The organism is Bacteroides caecigallinarum (assembly GCF_016902295.1).
Lineage (GTDB): Bacteria > Bacteroidota > Bacteroidia > Bacteroidales > Bacteroidaceae > Phocaeicola > Phocaeicola caecigallinarum_A.
The window spans coordinates 23,279-38,707 of sequence record NZ_JACJLQ010000009.1 but is presented as its reverse complement, the minus strand read 5'-3'; the positions used below and the strand labels follow the sequence as shown (position 1 = coordinate 38,707).

Annotated in this window: 18 protein-coding genes; 6 read left to right on the top strand and 12 right to left on the bottom strand. The window is 39.5% G+C overall.

Annotation, left to right across the window (positions count from 1 at the left end; translation table 11 throughout):
• Positions 1-66 precede the first annotated feature (66 nt).
• The 5 genes from H6A27_RS04400 to H6A27_RS04380 all read right to left on the bottom strand — a co-directional run bounded on the left by H6A27_RS04400 (position 67) and on the right by H6A27_RS04380 (position 6,876).
• Positions 67-768, bottom strand: a complete 702-nt coding sequence (locus H6A27_RS04400) for an SIMPL domain-containing protein (protein WP_204507833.1) — start codon at positions 766-768, stop codon at positions 67-69.
• Between the two features lie 12 nt (positions 769-780).
• Positions 781-1,611: an ATPase gene (locus tag H6A27_RS04395; RefSeq protein WP_204507832.1), complete on the bottom strand. Its 831-nt coding sequence runs from the start codon at positions 1,609-1,611 to the stop codon at positions 781-783.
• Positions 1,612-1,696: 85 nt separating this feature from the next.
• A complete protein-coding gene (locus H6A27_RS04390) occupies positions 1,697-3,007 on the bottom strand; it encodes a histidine-type phosphatase (RefSeq protein WP_204507831.1) in 1,311 nt (436 codons plus the stop codon).
• A 198-nt stretch (positions 3,008-3,205) separates the two neighbouring features.
• On the bottom strand, positions 3,206-6,118 hold the full coding sequence (locus H6A27_RS04385) for a M16 family metallopeptidase (protein ID WP_204507830.1): 2,913 nt from the start codon (positions 6,116-6,118) through the stop codon (positions 3,206-3,208).
• Between the two features lie 185 nt (positions 6,119-6,303).
• Positions 6,304-6,876: an FKBP-type peptidyl-prolyl cis-trans isomerase gene (locus H6A27_RS04380; protein ID WP_204402760.1), complete on the bottom strand. Its 573-nt coding sequence runs from the start codon at positions 6,874-6,876 to the stop codon at positions 6,304-6,306.
• A gap of 207 nt (positions 6,877-7,083) precedes the next feature.
• On the opposite strand from H6A27_RS04380, the gene H6A27_RS04375 reads away from it, so the two are divergent.
• The 4 genes from H6A27_RS04375 to H6A27_RS04360 are packed head-to-tail and all read left to right on the top strand — an operon-like array spanning position 7,084 to position 9,026.
• Complete coding sequence (locus H6A27_RS04375) at positions 7,084-7,566, top strand: DUF4252 domain-containing protein (protein ID WP_204507829.1); 483 nt, start codon at positions 7,084-7,086, stop codon at positions 7,564-7,566.
• On the top strand, positions 7,553-8,059 hold the full coding sequence (locus H6A27_RS04370) for an RNA polymerase sigma factor (protein ID WP_204507828.1): 507 nt from the start codon (positions 7,553-7,555) through the stop codon (positions 8,057-8,059). Before H6A27_RS04375 ends, H6A27_RS04370 begins: the two co-directional genes overlap by 14 nt.
• Positions 8,056-8,580 carry a hypothetical protein gene (locus H6A27_RS04365; RefSeq protein ID WP_204507827.1) on the top strand — a complete coding sequence of 175 codons (525 nt, stop codon included), beginning with the start codon at positions 8,056-8,058 and terminating at the stop codon, positions 8,578-8,580. Before H6A27_RS04370 ends, H6A27_RS04365 begins: the two co-directional genes overlap by 4 nt.
• Positions 8,577-9,026, top strand: coding sequence for a DUF4252 domain-containing protein (locus H6A27_RS04360; protein ID WP_204507826.1), 450 nt, complete (start codon positions 8,577-8,579; stop codon positions 9,024-9,026). The genes H6A27_RS04365 and H6A27_RS04360 overlap by 4 nt, the downstream gene beginning before the upstream one ends.
• 108 nt (positions 9,027-9,134) lie before the next feature.
• Here the strand turns inward: H6A27_RS04360 and H6A27_RS04355 are convergent, their stop codons facing one another.
• Positions 9,135-10,424 carry a cytidylate kinase family protein gene (locus tag H6A27_RS04355; protein ID WP_204507825.1) on the bottom strand — a complete coding sequence of 430 codons (1,290 nt, stop codon included), beginning with the start codon at positions 10,422-10,424 and terminating at the stop codon, positions 9,135-9,137.
• Between the two features lie 126 nt (positions 10,425-10,550).
• Here H6A27_RS04355 and H6A27_RS04350 point away from each other — a divergent pair, with 126 nt between their 5' ends.
• Positions 10,551-11,432, top strand: coding sequence for a helix-turn-helix domain-containing protein (locus tag H6A27_RS04350; RefSeq protein ID WP_204507824.1), 882 nt, complete (start codon positions 10,551-10,553; stop codon positions 11,430-11,432).
• A gap of 7 nt (positions 11,433-11,439) precedes the next feature.
• Here H6A27_RS04350 and H6A27_RS04345 read toward each other — a convergent pair whose 3' ends face one another.
• Complete coding sequence (locus H6A27_RS04345; RefSeq protein WP_204507823.1) at positions 11,440-11,982, bottom strand: cyclophilin-like fold protein; 543 nt, start codon at positions 11,980-11,982, stop codon at positions 11,440-11,442.
• A gap of 145 nt (positions 11,983-12,127) precedes the next feature.
• On the opposite strand from H6A27_RS04345, the gene H6A27_RS04340 reads away from it, so the two are divergent.
• On the top strand, positions 12,128-12,583 hold the full coding sequence (locus H6A27_RS04340; protein WP_204507822.1) for a GNAT family N-acetyltransferase: 456 nt from the start codon (positions 12,128-12,130) through the stop codon (positions 12,581-12,583).
• Positions 12,584-12,638: 55 nt separating this feature from the next.
• Here H6A27_RS04340 and H6A27_RS04335 read toward each other — a convergent pair whose 3' ends face one another.
• The 5 genes from H6A27_RS04335 to H6A27_RS04315 form a co-directional block, all read right to left on the bottom strand.
• A complete protein-coding gene (locus H6A27_RS04335; protein WP_204507821.1) occupies positions 12,639-13,121 on the bottom strand; it encodes a GNAT family N-acetyltransferase in 483 nt (160 codons plus the stop codon).
• A gap of 4 nt (positions 13,122-13,125) precedes the next feature.
• Positions 13,126-13,659, bottom strand: coding sequence for a GNAT family N-acetyltransferase (locus H6A27_RS04330; RefSeq protein WP_204507879.1), 534 nt, complete (start codon positions 13,657-13,659; stop codon positions 13,126-13,128).
• Positions 13,660-13,700: 41 nt separating this feature from the next.
• A complete protein-coding gene (locus H6A27_RS04325; RefSeq protein WP_204507820.1) occupies positions 13,701-14,219 on the bottom strand; it encodes a PH domain-containing protein in 519 nt (172 codons plus the stop codon).
• 112 nt (positions 14,220-14,331) lie between these two features.
• Complete coding sequence (locus H6A27_RS04320) at positions 14,332-15,000, bottom strand: nucleotidyltransferase domain-containing protein (RefSeq protein WP_204507819.1); 669 nt, start codon at positions 14,998-15,000, stop codon at positions 14,332-14,334.
• Entirely contained in the window at positions 14,993-15,388 is a 396-nt protein-coding gene (locus H6A27_RS04315) for a hypothetical protein (RefSeq protein WP_204404997.1), read from the bottom strand. The genes H6A27_RS04320 and H6A27_RS04315 overlap by 8 nt, the downstream gene beginning before the upstream one ends.
• Positions 15,389-15,429 lie beyond the last annotated feature (41 nt).

The following is a 15,429-nucleotide window of genomic DNA, read 5'->3' as shown; positions in this document are numbered from 1 at the left end:
GAAGATTATATAAAAGAACAGGAGGCATGTGTCGTTATGCCTCCTGTAATATTTTGTATCGCTGTATCAGTCTTCAAGCGAATAGTCAATAGTTGTTACTACTCTTACCTTCTTAATGTATGGTGTGTTTGCGTCACGGTCTGTTATGCTGAATTGTCCCTGGTTTGCTTTTCTTATTTTACCAAGCTTGCTGTCCGAATCTTCAGCGAATTTTTCAGCTGCCTGACGTGCGTTCTTGGTAGCCTCTTCAATCATCTGTGGCTTGATTTTGTTCAGACCGGTATATTCGTATTGAACGTTATATCGGTAGTCGCCTGATGTGATTGCCACACCTTGCTTCAGAAGTTCTCCCTGGCTGCTGATGAGTTTACGTATCAGATCCACTTTGTCTGACGTAACAGTAATAACTGATGTCACGTTATATCTGTATGTGCTTTCCTGGCTACTGTACCGTTCAGCCTTCATATCAATAATCTCAGGCGCATTGACGCTGATTTCTTTTTCATCTATGCCTTTGCTGATTAGGAATTGTGTGATGGTTTTGTTTGATTTGTTTATTTGGTCGTACAGTCCGCCCAAATCATTTCCGATACTTTTGTAAACCAGTGGCCATGTAACTTTATCAGCCGGGACTTCCATTTCTGCAAGCCCTTTGACGTTTACGCTACGGTCCTTGTCGGCAAAACTGCTGATTCCATGTTCGATGAACATACCAAGTAAAAGCAATCCTATTGCAATTACAACGGCTTCAAATCTTAAATTCTTCATAACTTTGTTAGTTTATAGGTTTTTGTGATATTCTTTTAGCCCCCAAATAGGTTCTTTTATGAATTTTCCGGTTTTCAGATTGAGCTGTTCTGCCGCTTCCTTTATTTCTTCCTGAAAGTACCATGCCACGGATCCTGTAAATGATATTTCCAGTGTAGTGTCATATCCCATAATATTTCTTATAAAGAAATCGGTGAAACATTCACATAGGAAATTTTTTACCTGTGCTTCATGCTTTATATTATATATATAAGGTGTTAATGATGCCAGAAAACGGTTTGCCTGTGGCTCTCTGTAAACTTTCCGCAATATGTCTTCTACCGTTAAACCGCAATTGCTCAAAAAGTCATTTTTAATATTTTCCGGAAGTTGTCCTTTAAGGCAGTCTGCTATAAATTTTTTTCCGAGATATGCTCCGCTTCCTTCATCTCCCAATATATATCCCAATGGGGAAACATTCCTTGTTATCTCTTTCCCGTCATACATACATGAATTTGAGCCGGTACCAAGAATACAAGCTATTCCCGGCTTTTTCCCACATAATGCCCTTGCCGCTCCCATCAGGTCGGTATATGCATGGACTTTGGTTCCGGTGAAAAAATCCTGTAAAATATTTATGATTTTTTCAGCCGGTTCAGGCAGGCATCCTGCACCGTAAAAATAGATCTCTGAAATATTTTCTTTTTCTATTTGTGGCAATAAATCTGTTTCTATAATTTTTCTAATGTAGTTCTCATCCTGATGAAAAGGATTTATGCCTTCGGTCTTGAGTATCTCTGATTTATTTGTATCGCTGATTAGCCAATCGGTTTTTGTCGCTCCACTGTCTGCTATTAGTATCATGTCTTTTTTACTTTATCACAAATGTAACTCTTTATTAATGAATAACCAATAGAGACTTTGCTTTTTGTGTAAAAAATATGATATGCTAGTCTGTTTCATATTCTTCAGGCAATTCCGGGAGATAAATTTTTTCTGTAAGTTCTATCCATGTTTTTCTGAGATCTTTCCAGTGATAGAAAGGGAAACAGTCTGTTTTTATTCCTGTCAGATGTATCTCACGTTCGTTGAGCAATGGTTTGACCAGAATGTCTTTGCTGTCCTTCTTGCGGAAGAATATAAGTTGCAGGTTTCCGCACATCGGAATCATACGGTATGTCTGATAATATTGAGGGATAGAGTCCCAGTTGGCTGTAGAATGGTTGAACCCGTCAATATTCATCAGAGCCACCAATGGAGCAAGGTTTGTATCATGACCGAAACGAAGAGTTGCGCAAGGCTTTTTTGATACAAGGGCTGTGTCGGCAGCCTCTACGATATTTCTCAGCAGATTTCGTGCCAGATTGGGCATCTTGCCACCGCTCAGAGGTGATGGTCCCTGTTCGTAGTACCATTCGAAATTGTTCAGTTGCCACAAGTCGAAAAGTTCTTTTCCGTTGAAAAGGAATGAAAGGTCTGGCATATTGTCCGAACTCTGGCTTATACCATGATATTCGAAAAGGTCGCATTCCAGCTTTCCCGGATTCTTGACTTTTGAAATATATTCCGGTTTAAAAAGCACTTTCATGATACGTTCCGGATGAACGAAACGCTTTTCTGCTTCTGCAAATACCGAATCGGCGTTGTGCTGGCAGCTGTCCGAATATATCGGATTCTTGTATTTTATGAAATATTCATCATGCTGGCTTGCATCTGTTGTGATATTCAGTTTCGGGTTCAGGCCTTTCAACTCCACACAGGCTGCTGCCATCGAAAGGAAAGCACGAGTCTTATATGTAGAGCGGGCATCAATATGTGCTCCGTCTGTAAATATTTCAGGATAATTTTCAAACATTCTTTTTGCAAGTTCCTGATGTTGTCTGGCTCCTTTTGGAGTAAGCTCTCCGTAGCGGTTTTCGGCTGCTTCTGCAAGCTGTCTCAGGATTTTCAGTGTCTTTTTTCCGTCATCGGTCAGTCCGTTGTCTTTCTCTGCTTCCTCCATTATTGTCAGAGCCGGTTCGTACTTGTCTATTCCTGTCAGATAGCGTGAGCCGTGTCTGGCATATGTACTTATATAGCATGGCACATATCCTTCCGGAGCCGGTGTCAATGGGGTAGTTGGTGCCTCGTATGCCAAATACTTCCCCGTTGCCAATTTGGGATTTTCTCTGATTTCCAGTTCTGCACGTGTCTGTGCATCGATACTCTGCATTCCCACAGCTGCAATGCAGATGCAAAACAAACTTTTTACCTTATTCATATAAATGTCAATTTTGTTACGGCACAAAATTAATATATAGATATGTGTCAGTGTATGCAGTTGGATATTGATATAATCAGACAAAGTGAAATGTAACATATATGTAATGTTTCTGTAATAGTTTCAGTTAGTCTAATAAAAACGAAAGAGACCCGCACTCCTTAGTACAGGTCTCTTTACACTATAAATTATATAAGATTAATATCCGAAAATATCCTTCTGTGATAATTTTGTAATCTTACCGTATTTTTCCAGCGATTTCATGTCAAGGTCTTTTTCGTTACCAAGAACGCAATAAGTATATTTGCGGTCTTTAACCCATTTCTGCTGGAAGTCTTTCACATCTTTCAGGGTCATTGTCTGTGCCTGTTCGAACAAAGCTTTTCTTGGATCTCCATCTATACCTTTGTCCTGAAGGTCAAGATACTCCCACAAAATGTCCATACCGGTGATTCTGTCAGTACGCAAGCGGCTGATAGTTCCTTCCTGGGCCAGCTTGAATGCTTTTTCAGATTCTGGCATATTATTGATTATCTCATCGAAAGCCTTCATGGCGTCTATCATCTTGTCGTTCTGCGTAGCGATGAACGAACGGAAGATGTATGGATATTCCTTTTTAGAAGGAGAAGCGATGAAAGCGTATGATGAATATGCAAGACTTCTCGCTTCACGCATTTCCTGGAATACTATTGAGTTCATGCCACCGCTGAAGTATTCGTTGTACATGCTCAAAGTAGGCTGGATTGCAGCATCATATTGTTTTTCGAAGTTTGAAATACCTGTGAAATAGATTTGTTTTGCATCGTATTCGGCAAAATAAACCTTGTTTTCAGTAGTAGGCTGATACTTGTAGTCGTATGCAGGTGCAGGTACATCCTGAAGCTGGGCAGGTACGTTATGATACTGGTCGATTAAAGAAGTAAGTTCTTTTTCGTCGGCAGGACCATAGTACATTATGCGGTGCTTGTAGCTGTTGAACTTATGTATGCGATCTACAAGTTCCTGAGGATTCATTCCTGTAAGTTCTTTTTCAGACAGAATGTTCTTCGAAGGTGAGTGTTCGCCCCACATAGCGTAAGAAAGCAGTTGTGAGAAGTTTGCAGACTGGTTGAGTTTCGCGTCCGCACGTTTCTTCAATATATCGGCTGCATAGTTCTTATATGCGTTTTCGTCAACCTGTGCATCAGCAAGAATCTCTTCGAACAGTTGCATTGCCTGAGGCATGTTTTCCTGAAGACCTGAAAGCACTACGTATGTGCGGTCCAATCCCGGATGTACGCTGAACGAACATGCCAGACGATAGAATTCCTTGTTGATTTCGGCAAGCGATTTCTTTGATGTTCCGAGGTATTCCATGTATGAGAATGCTGTACCCAAAGCTTTGTCGTTCTGGCTGCCCATATCGAATACATAAATCATCTGGAACAGATCGTTCATATCGTTTTTCTTGTAAAGCACTTCGATGTCTGATTTAGCAGTGAATTTCTGCATGTCTTTCTCGAAGTCGAGGAATACAGGTTCGATAGGAGCAACCTTGCTTGCCTGAATTTCTTTCAGGAATGAGCTTACGCTGTCACGGTTCATAACGATAGGAGTGATAGACGGTTTATCCATCTTCTTTTCGTTAGGGTCTTTACCCATGCGTTTGTAAACCAAAGCGTAGTTGTCGGCAAAATATTTGTTTGCGAAATCAACAACCTGCTGTTTGTTCACCTTGCTCATCTTGTCGATGAAGTTTACTACATCGCTCCACTGGTCGCCGTCAACGAATGCCGAAACAAACATGTCTGCTCTGCTTTGGTTGCTTTCAAGCTGTTTCATGTAGTAAAGCTTGTAGTTGTTGATTGTAGCCTGAAGCAGTTCTTCGTCGAATTCACCCTTGCGCAGTTTTTCAACTTCAGCCAGCATAAGGTCCTTTACTTCGTCCAAAGTCTGTCCCTGTTTTGGCTGACCGCTTATCATATATGTATAGTAGTCCGACAAACCGAGTGAGCCTGCGAAGCATCCCAATACTTTCTGCTGCTGGTTCAGGTTAACGTCAAGCAGACCTGCCTGTCCGTTGTAAAGAATAGAGCTGATGAGTGCAGAGATGACATCATCGTCAACTGTAGTAGGCATTCTCCATGCCAGTGCTACGCTTTCTGCGTCAAGTCCCATAACTTCCTTCACAACAGGTTCCTTGATAGGCGATTCCTTTGGCTGAGGACGTTCAGGCAAATTAGGATTAGCCTTCATCTCACCGAAATACTTGTTGATTATTTCGATAGTTTCATCCGGATTCATGTCACCTGACATACAGATGGCCATATTGTTAGGCACATACCATGTCTTGAAATAATTCTTGATATTTGTGATAGAAGGATTCTTCAGATGTTCCTGCGAACCGAGTACAGTCTGGGTTCCGTATGGATAATCAGGATAAAGAGCGTTCAACAAAGTTTCATATACCTTTCTGAAATCCTTTGTAAGCGACATGTTCTTTTCTTCGTAAACAGTTTCCAGCTCAGTGTGGAATCCTCTGATTGTAGCATTCTGGAATCTGTCTGCCTGAATCTTGGCCCAGTTGTCAATTTCGTTAGACGGTATGTCTTCCACATACACAGTCTGGTCGTAGCTGGTGTAGGCATTTGTACCGTTTGCGCCAATGGCAGCCATCAGCTTGTCGTATTCATTCGGGATGGCGATTTTTGAAGCTTCGTATGACACACTGTCTATCTGGTGATAGATAGCTTTTCTCTCGGCTTCGTCAGTGGTTTTTCTGTAAACCTCAAACAGGCGTTCTATTTCGTCCAGCATAGGTTTTTCCTTGCTGAAGTCTGTAGTACCGAATTTCTCTGTTCCCTTGAACATCAGGTGTTCGAAATAGTGTGCAAGACCGGTAGTCTCTGCAGGGTCGTTCTTTCCGCCCACTCTTACTGCGATGTAAGTCTGGATACGTGGAGTTTCCTTGTTTACTGTCAGGTAAACCTTCAATCCGTTGTCAAGTGTGTAGATGCGTGTCTGCATCGGGTCGTTAGGTACGGTTTCGTACTTAAACTTCGAACCGTTTCCGCATGCTGTCATCAATGCCAGCAGTACGGCTGCTCCGATAAATTTCTTTGATTTGTTCATACTTCTGTTATTTGTAATATAATGCGAAGATACACAATGTTTTTCTAAAAATATGTCATATAACAGTTCTTTTTATCTTTATGTATATATATTTTTGCTTATACAATGAAAAACGGCATAAAAAAAGTGTAAACTACAATAAAATGTAATTTACACTTATGCTAAATCAGTCTTTTCGTATGTAATCAATGACATCCGCAGCAACCGCCACCACAGTCGTCATCGTGATCGCCGCATCCGCCGCCACAACCGCTGCATCCGCCACCGCATCCGCTCATTGAGTTAACGATGTCCTGAACTTCCTTGTTTGTAGCTTCACGCATTTCCAGAATTGAACCTTCGAAAATCAGGTCCTTGCCTGCGTGAGGATGGTTAAGGTCGATAGTTACAGTGCTGTCAGTGATTTCACCAACGTTTGCATAGAACTGGTTTCCTTCGCCATCGTTCAGCATAATGATGTTTCCTTCGAACACGTTGTCCTCGTCAAACTTGCCGTCAGGACCGCAGAATGCTGATTTTGGAAGAGTCTTTATTCCTTCAGGATCTACTTCGCCGTATGCTTCCGCACATGGGATAGTAAAGTTGAAGTTGTCTCCCTTAGCAAGTGCTGTTATTTCTTTTTCAAATCTTTCAAGTGTATATCCTATACCTGTGATGAACTGGAAAGGATGTTCTGCAGGAGCTTCTTCTATCAATTCTTTTTCGCCGTCTATCATAGCATAAAGTTTGTATGCTACGGTGATGTACTTATTTTCCATAATCTAAAAATGTATGTTTTAAAAATCCGGACACAAAGGTAGTAAAAAAGCTTTTAATTTTAGGCAGATATGTACTTTGGTTTTTCAGATATTCATATTTTTGTAAAAAAACTTATTTTCTGATGCAACATTTCACCGGGAAGTTCCGTCTTTCACATAGAATGCGCATCAAAGATTATGTATAACATTAAAAAAAATGAGTCAGTCATGAAAAAATATTTCTTTATAGCTATGTTGTTTTCAGCCCAGATGCTATGTGCGGTAAATGTAAATTCTATTATCAACGAGTTTAAGGATGCCGATAGGGCAGAGTATGTAAGTGTTCCGTGGATATTGATGAAAATGGGACACATGTTTATGGATGAAGAAGACAAGGATGATATCTCCGCACGTATTAACAGTGTCAGAGTTCTCGACCTGGAAGAATGCAGTGAACGTGTGAAAGCCAGATTTACAAAAAGAGTAGCTTCGCTGAATGGACACGGATATGAGACAATGGTCAGAGCCAAGGATCAGGATGGAAGCGTGCAGATACTTGTCAAGGAAAAGAAAGATATAATTAAGGAACTTCTTATAGTATGTGGAGGAAAAGACGATTGTGCTCTGATACTGCTCAAAGGAAATATAAGACAGGAGGATATAGACAAACTAGTGCAACAGGAAACAGATAAACGCAATGGACGCAAATGAATTTAAGTCACTCTTCATTCCGTACCATGCAAAACTCTACAGGACAGCTTATTCCATACTCAGGAATGTTCAGGATGCCGAAGATATTGTTCAGGATGCTTATCTGAAATTATGGAACAGACGCGATGAGCTTGATGCGGCGGTTTGCCGTGAAGCATATTGTGTTACTCTGGTGAAGAACCTGTGTATGGATTTCATAAGAAGCAGTCATAGTAATTATGAGGACGTGATAGATGAAGAACGGGTTGGCTTGGCAGACGATGATATTGGTGAAAGGCTGGAAAAGAAAGAAGAAAATGTCAGGTTAAGAAAGATGATAGGCGGACTGCCAGACATACAGAAAAAAGTAATGTGGTTAAGGGATGTAAACGAATGTTCGTTTGATGAAATAGGAAAAGCTACGGGGCTGAACCAGGTGAACATACGTGCCACACTCTCGAAAGCCAGAAAAAAGATAAGGGAACAGTTTATTAATTTAAAGGACAAGATATGAAGGAAGATACAATCAGACATTTGCTTGAAAAATATTACAGCGGTGAGACCGATGTCAACGAAGAGAAAATTCTGGAAGACTATTTCATGCATGATGAAGTATCAGCCGAGTTCTCTGTTGACAAAGAGGTGTTCTGTCATCTGGCAGAAATGAAAGAAAATGATGAAATCACAGTTCCTGTAGGAATGGAGAAACGTATTTCCGACAACATAGATATGTGGGAAAAACAAAGCAAGGCAGGTAAGCCACGATATTATACACTATATAAATATGTGTCGGGAATAGCGGCAGCTGCAGTGATACTGATAGGTATAAGTGTATTTATGTCGAAGAATCACGATGACAGTGCGGTGATAAAAGATACATTCGACAATCCTCAGGAAGCATATATGGCAACCGAAAATGCCCTGCAGCTTTTTGCCGAAGCTTTCAATAAAGGCGATGCCCAGATAGAGAAAGCAAGAAGCGTGACAAAAAGTGTAAAAGAAAAAATTGACAATATTAAAAACTTCAGAAAATGAAAGCAAGATTATTTATTATAGTAAGCGTTATGCTGGCAGCATTGTCTGTCAACGCACAGAATCGTTTTGAGAAAATAGCAGAAATGGAAGGCGTGACCTCCGTTTATGTATCCCCGAAAATGTTCAGTATGATGAGTGGTTCAAATACCGGTGATATAAATATAGATAAAGTGGCAAAGAAACTTACCGGATTGCAAATTCTCTCGTCCGAAAATCAGGAAACTTCGGATTTGTTGCGTAAAGAAACGGCATTTATCAATACCAAAAACGGATATGAAGAATTATTGCGTGTAAAGGACAGCGGAGAACGGGTGTTCATTTATACGAAAGAGAATAAGGACGCAAACGAATATGTTCTGCTGGTTGATGAAGGTAAGGAATTTACGGTAATAATTCTTGAAGGAAAACTCACAGTAGATGAAGTTCGCGGTATTGTAAACCAGTAGTGCTGAAATTACCGTTGATACGTTTAAAACAAAATGAACTGTCGTTCGAAACAAAATGAACTGTCATTTAAGTGCGAATGACAGTTCATTTTTTTATGTGAGTTTTTATCACATATTTCCGTAAATATCTTTTATCAGCTTGCATGCCGTTTCAAGGCTTATACTGCCAGTGTTGAGCATAAGATTATAATGGTGGGGTTCTCCCCATTTACGATCGGTATAATATTCATAATGATGAATACGGTTGCGATTGATACGGCGTATTTCAGCTTCGGCATCTTCTTTTCTGATGCCATATTCTTCCGTACATCTTTCGATGGCAGAACCCATGTCGGAATAGCAGAAAATCTTCAGAACCTTAGGGTAGTCTTTCAGTATGAAGTCGGCACATCTTCCCACGATGATACACGGCTCTTTCTCTGCCAGTTCCTGAATAATCTTGCTCTCTGCCACAAACAGAACATCGTCCGATGAAATGCTTCCTTCTATCGGTTGTTCGCTGTTTTTCGACATGATACATTTCAGCCAGAATGATGGAATGGACTGTTCGTTTCTGGCAATGAAACTTTCGTCCATACCGCTACGTTTGGCTGCCATTCCGATAAATTCTTTATCATACAGCTTTATTCCAAGCTCTTTCGAAAGCATCTCACCGAGCAGATGACCGCCGCTGCCATATTCACGGGCAATGGTGATAATGACATTTTTGTTGTCTTTCACATCTGCAGTCTTTTCATTGCTGTCAGGAGTAATACATTTGTCGAGAAACCTGTAATACGGACTTACGAAATGAACTATCGGACCTACTATCAGCGCTGCAACTACCGTACCTTCGCGCACTCCGTACACTCCAGACATGAATATCAGCGACAGCAGGCATGCCAAGGCTACCAAAGTAACATCAAATCCGAGTTTTATATATCCGAACTCACCCCGGAAACGCTTTGTTATGACCTTCACAAAATATTCGCCGGACATCATGGCTGCATTGGCCTTTACTTCGAGTGCGATACCCACAGCCAATATCACGCAACCTATCAGCAGAGCTATAATCATACTTGGATATGTGGCGGGATTGAGCCAGAACAGAATGTAGTGCATACATATGTCTATGAATATTCCAAAACAGAAAGAGATTGGAATCTGAAGCAGATACATCCTTAAATCGTCTTTCAGGTCCTGGCGCGTCATCATGAAAGGTTCGAGAACGACGAACAGTATGTTCAGCATGATAGTCCATTCGCCGATAGTGAAAGGAGTGAACATGCTCAGTACATATGTAACGCTGGTAATGGGTGATGTACCCAAAGCAGCTCTGGTGATAAATGCTATTCCTAATGCATTGACAAACAATGCCACGCAGAACAGGAGATAGCGTCTGAATAGAAATTTGCTCATATTGTATTTGTCATTTGTAAAACAGTTGCAAAGTTCACCCTAAAATCTATAATGACAGATATAAAAGAACAACTTATTTTGGTTTAAAACGAAACAAAAGGTATCTTTGTAGTAAAAAAACGGATTATGGATATCTCTGTGTATGAAGTAATGAAATCAGGTGGCATGACGGCAGGAAGTACGTGTTACTTTGATTTCGACCGTAGTTCCGGCGGTTATAGCGGAATTATGTTTGAAAAGGGATTTTTCTTTCTTCTCGTCATAAACGGAACAGCAAGGCTTTCCGATATTTATGGCAATTATGACCTTTGCCGTGGAAAACTTGTTGTTCTGACACCGAGTACGACAAGCTCAATCGAAGACTTCGATGCAGATTTTTCGCTGAAAATCGTATATATCGTACCTTCGTATTTTGACAGTCTTCCTGACGGGCAGCCGCTGTATAATCAGGTGGCAAGGTATCTCGGCAATTACAGGCTTCCCGTGTTTGATATTGAAAGTGGGAGGTTCTCTTATCTGAAACAAACAATGTCGCTTTTTGGTGACCGGCTTAATGCTATGAATGTATATCACGATGGAATAATACGAAACCTATGTAATTTCTTCCTTTTACAGATAGCGGATGCCTTGTGTACGGAAAACAACGATACTACTGTGTATGTGAAGCGTGAAAACGAGATATTCCGGAATTTCAAGAAATTGCTTGTAGAGAATTATCGCAAACATCATTCAATAGGTTTTTATGCTGACAGTCTGAACATTACGACTACCTATCTGTCGCGAGTGGTCAAGAGTGTCACAGGCAGTACTGTCTGTTTTCATATATCGAAGATGCTTTGCTCTGACGCACGCCGTATGCTTGAGTGTACTGATATGGACATTAAGGAAATTTCTGATATGCTTGGCTTTTCCGACCAGTCCGTATTTGGAAAGTTCTTTATGCGTAAGACAGGAGTATCGCCTCTGAAATTCCGTATGAAGAACGATTTGCAGAGGCGGGATAATTAATGGCTTGTTATTCGCTTAATGAGATTGTAACCGTTACATCGCCGTTTCCAAGAATTCTAATCAGTTCATCGCCTGAAGTATTGTCTATTTTCCCAAGTGGAGTCAGCGAGTATGTGTTCGGAGCATAATAAATCACGAAATACTGCCCCAGGTATAGAATCAGGTCACCAGGTTGTGTGGTAATCCTTTCGTTGCATTGCGGCAGGGTGGTTCCTATAGGACCCACTTTCTCCATTCCGGCATAGTCATTCATATTTATGGTTAGAGGCCCTTCTTTGAGCAGATTTACTAAAGCTCTTGTTGATACGTTGTCTTTTAGTGTGGCTGTAAGTGTTGTTCCGTTAACTGAGATTTTAATTGTTGAGTTGCTCATATTTTCTTCATTGTTATTCTGGTTATCGTTGTTTGTATTTTCTTCGTCTTGGTTGTTGTTCCCATTTGAAATTTCAGTTTCTGAATTATTGCCGGATAGTATTTCCGGTTCCGGACTGCACGCCATTGCAAACATGGAGTAGATGAAAATAAAAAAGAGTAATCTTGCTTTTCCCATAATCATAGTCTTTATCTTTTTATACTGATACAAAGGTATTGACTTTGCGATTAAGGTTTGATATACAGATTACTGATGATTGTACCAGAATTACGTTTTCTTTTTTGTTTGCTTACATATAATCATTTAGTATCTTTGTAACATCATGGAAATACGTAAAATAGAAACAAATAAGAAGAAATATTTAAATTTGCTGTTATTGGCTGATGAACAGGAGTCGATGATTGACCGCTATTTGGAGCGAGGTGATATGTTTGTTATGTTTAATACAAATTTAGAACCTGTTTCTTCCGCAGTTGTGACAGATGAAGGTGATAATGTCTGTGAACTTAAAAGTTTGGCAGTTTCTCCACAATATCAACGAAAAGGTTACGGAAAGCAAATGGTAGATTTCTTATGTAAACGTTATGCAGACAAATTCAAATATATGATAGTCGGTACAGGAGAGAGTGCAGAAACTATGTCTTTTTATAAGAAGTGTGGGTTCAAGTATTCTCATATTGTCCCTGATTTCTTTACTGCCAATTATGATCATCCTATTATAGAAAACGGTATGATATTAAAGGATATGGTATATTTCAGAAAAGAATTGTCTGTATAAAAGTCTGATATTGATGAACAGGGAAATTCTTTTCTAATAAATATTGCATAGAAGTTCATAAAACTTTCTTCATCTTGTAGTTCGTCAGTTTCAAACGGTTTGCCTGCTGTTTTTGTTCGTATTCCACAACATAGCCTTTTTGTTCAAAGAATGGACGTGCAGTTTTGCTTACTTCCGATGTAATCTCTTTTACTTCATATTCTCTTGCAATTTTTTCAACTTCAGAAAGAAGCAGAGCCGCTATACCTTTACCTTGCCAGTCTGGATGTACAAACATGGAATGCATATAACCTCTCTTGTTCATTGAAGAATATCCAATCAGGTTGTCCTGTTTGTCGAACGCTCCTATAAATTGATTATTAAATAGGATTTCCTTCCAGTGTTCCATGTCGTTACCGCATGAAGCCCAGTCTTCCACTTCTTCCTTTGTATAGTCTTTAATATTGACGTTTAATACTGTGGAACGAAATAGGTTCTGCATATCATAGAGGTCTTTTTCTTCAAGTGGACGAATATTATAGTTTATTTGTTTATTCATGGTTTTACTTTTTATTATAATCATCTTTGGTAAGTAATGTAAAATGTTCGGTATGCTCGTCACCTAAAGGAGAAATTTTCCCTTCTTCTGTATGGTGATATTTGAAGCCGCATTTATCCATAACTCTGCGTGATTTTAAATTTCCGTCATAATATCCGCACCATACTCTTTTTGTATCAAGTTCATCAAAACAACGTTTCAGAAGGCGGTTTACTGCTTCCGGTATAAGTCCTTGTCCCCAGTAGGGAACACCAATCCAATAACCTATTTCCGCATCACCTTCTTTCATATCCGCACTATGTACGCCGTTACCGAACATAATGCCTACACTGCCTATTGGCTCGTTTGTTTCTTTCAATACTACAGCGTATGTTTCAGGAGCAGATAAGATGTTTCGTATTACATCTTTGCTGTTTTCAACAGATGTATGTGGTGGCCATCCTGCAATTGGTCCGATAGCTGGATCTTTGGCATATTTGTAGAGCGATTCGGCATCGGATTCATTCCACGGACGGAGAATAAGCCTTTGAGTTTCCATGAAATATTTTGTCATATATTTTTCTTATTTAAAAAGATATATTATTGATTCTCATTATTTTTGAGTTTGACAGACTCAATAAATTCATCCCTGTTCTTGCAGCTGAATACATATTTCTTACTGTTCGTACGGATGAGTACTAATTCGTTCAGATTAGTTGCATACATAGTATAGCTGCCTAACTTAGGATTTTTGAATTTTCCTAGATATCCAAATAGGCCACCGCTGCCGAATATTCGAATAGAAAAAGCTGTTTCTGAGTTTGGAATGGCTTTTATTTCTATAATATTCTTTATAGGTATATTAATAGCGCCAAACAGTCTGTGTAAAATTATTTTATCATTTCCAATAGTTAACCGTATCGGCATATAGCCTAATCCACCTATAATAGTAGCTATAAAAACAACTATGAGCGTGTATTTGAGCCAAAGCATTGATGACGGAAAATCGTCTGTCCAGATAAAATATGTAGATGCAACCAGAATAATAACTGTTATGGCTGTTATGACCGTAACTCCCATACTCCATGTACATGGGAAAGAAATTTTGTCGTTTTTCATAATGATATGTATTGGAAATATTATTGTTTATAATCTAATGAACCAAAACAAATATAACTAAAACAGTTGTAATTATTATAATCAGTAATAGATTTTTTATGAAATAAAGAATTTATCCGTGATATTCGGTTATTATTTCACTAGCCCATTCAATCAATATGTGGCTTCGTTTGGTAAAGTCGTTTTCTTGAAAATCTGCAGATGCTATATTCAGTATAGTACGGTCTTTATCTGTGACATGTTCTGACAGGAGTTTCATTGAACTGATGTAAGAGCCTGTATCAAGAAAATGTTTCATGCGTACGGTGAAACGTGCAGCTTTATAGAGTCCGACTAAGGTGTTTATATCTTTTGCATGAAGAAAATTATGGGAACAGGCATGATACAGGTTACAGGCTCCGGTCAAAACAGAGCGGCGTATGTCGTCATCACTAAACAGATTTTGTAGATGTTCCAGTGAACCGATTATAGGCTTCGTATCAAGAACCAGTTGAAGGAGATCTGATTTTTCCCAGTTAATCAGTTCTCTTTCTCCAGATACGAATCCGCATATCATGTCATGCTCCTCGGAAGAGTCAAGCATTGACTGATAATTCTGTAAGTCCTTAAAATTTACTTCGTCAAGAATTATTACCACATCTATGTCGCTGTCGGCTGTCTGTTCGCCTCGTCCGTAACTGCCTTGCAGTCCGAAAAACTTAATTCTGTTGCCGAATAGTGAGATAAGTCTCTCTTGAAAAACTTTCAACCAGGATGTTATGTCGAAGTTGTTCTCATTCATATCGTTTGTTTATTCTTGATATTATTGTCGGTGCAAGCATTGTTGTTAGGACTACCAATATCCATAAATTTCCGGATAACGGATTATACGCTGCTATGAGTTCTTTCATAGGTACACCTGTTCCAATGCCTGATGTAAACTCAAAAAGGATAGTGAGTATCATCCATATTATGCCGGTTATATAACTCTCTTTATTATTGAGAGTGACTAACCGGGGTAGGAGCAGCCATGTGATAAGCAATATTAAGATACAGAGCAGGATACCGCTTATGGCTGTAGCTAGTGCGGTATCCAAATATTTGATTAAAACATACTCTCTGAAGCCACCATTAAGTATTGCTGCCGGTATGAAACATAACCATACCAAGAAGGACTTGAGATATTTCATATATTTTTTGCTCTTATGCGACATATTGGCTCTAAATCATG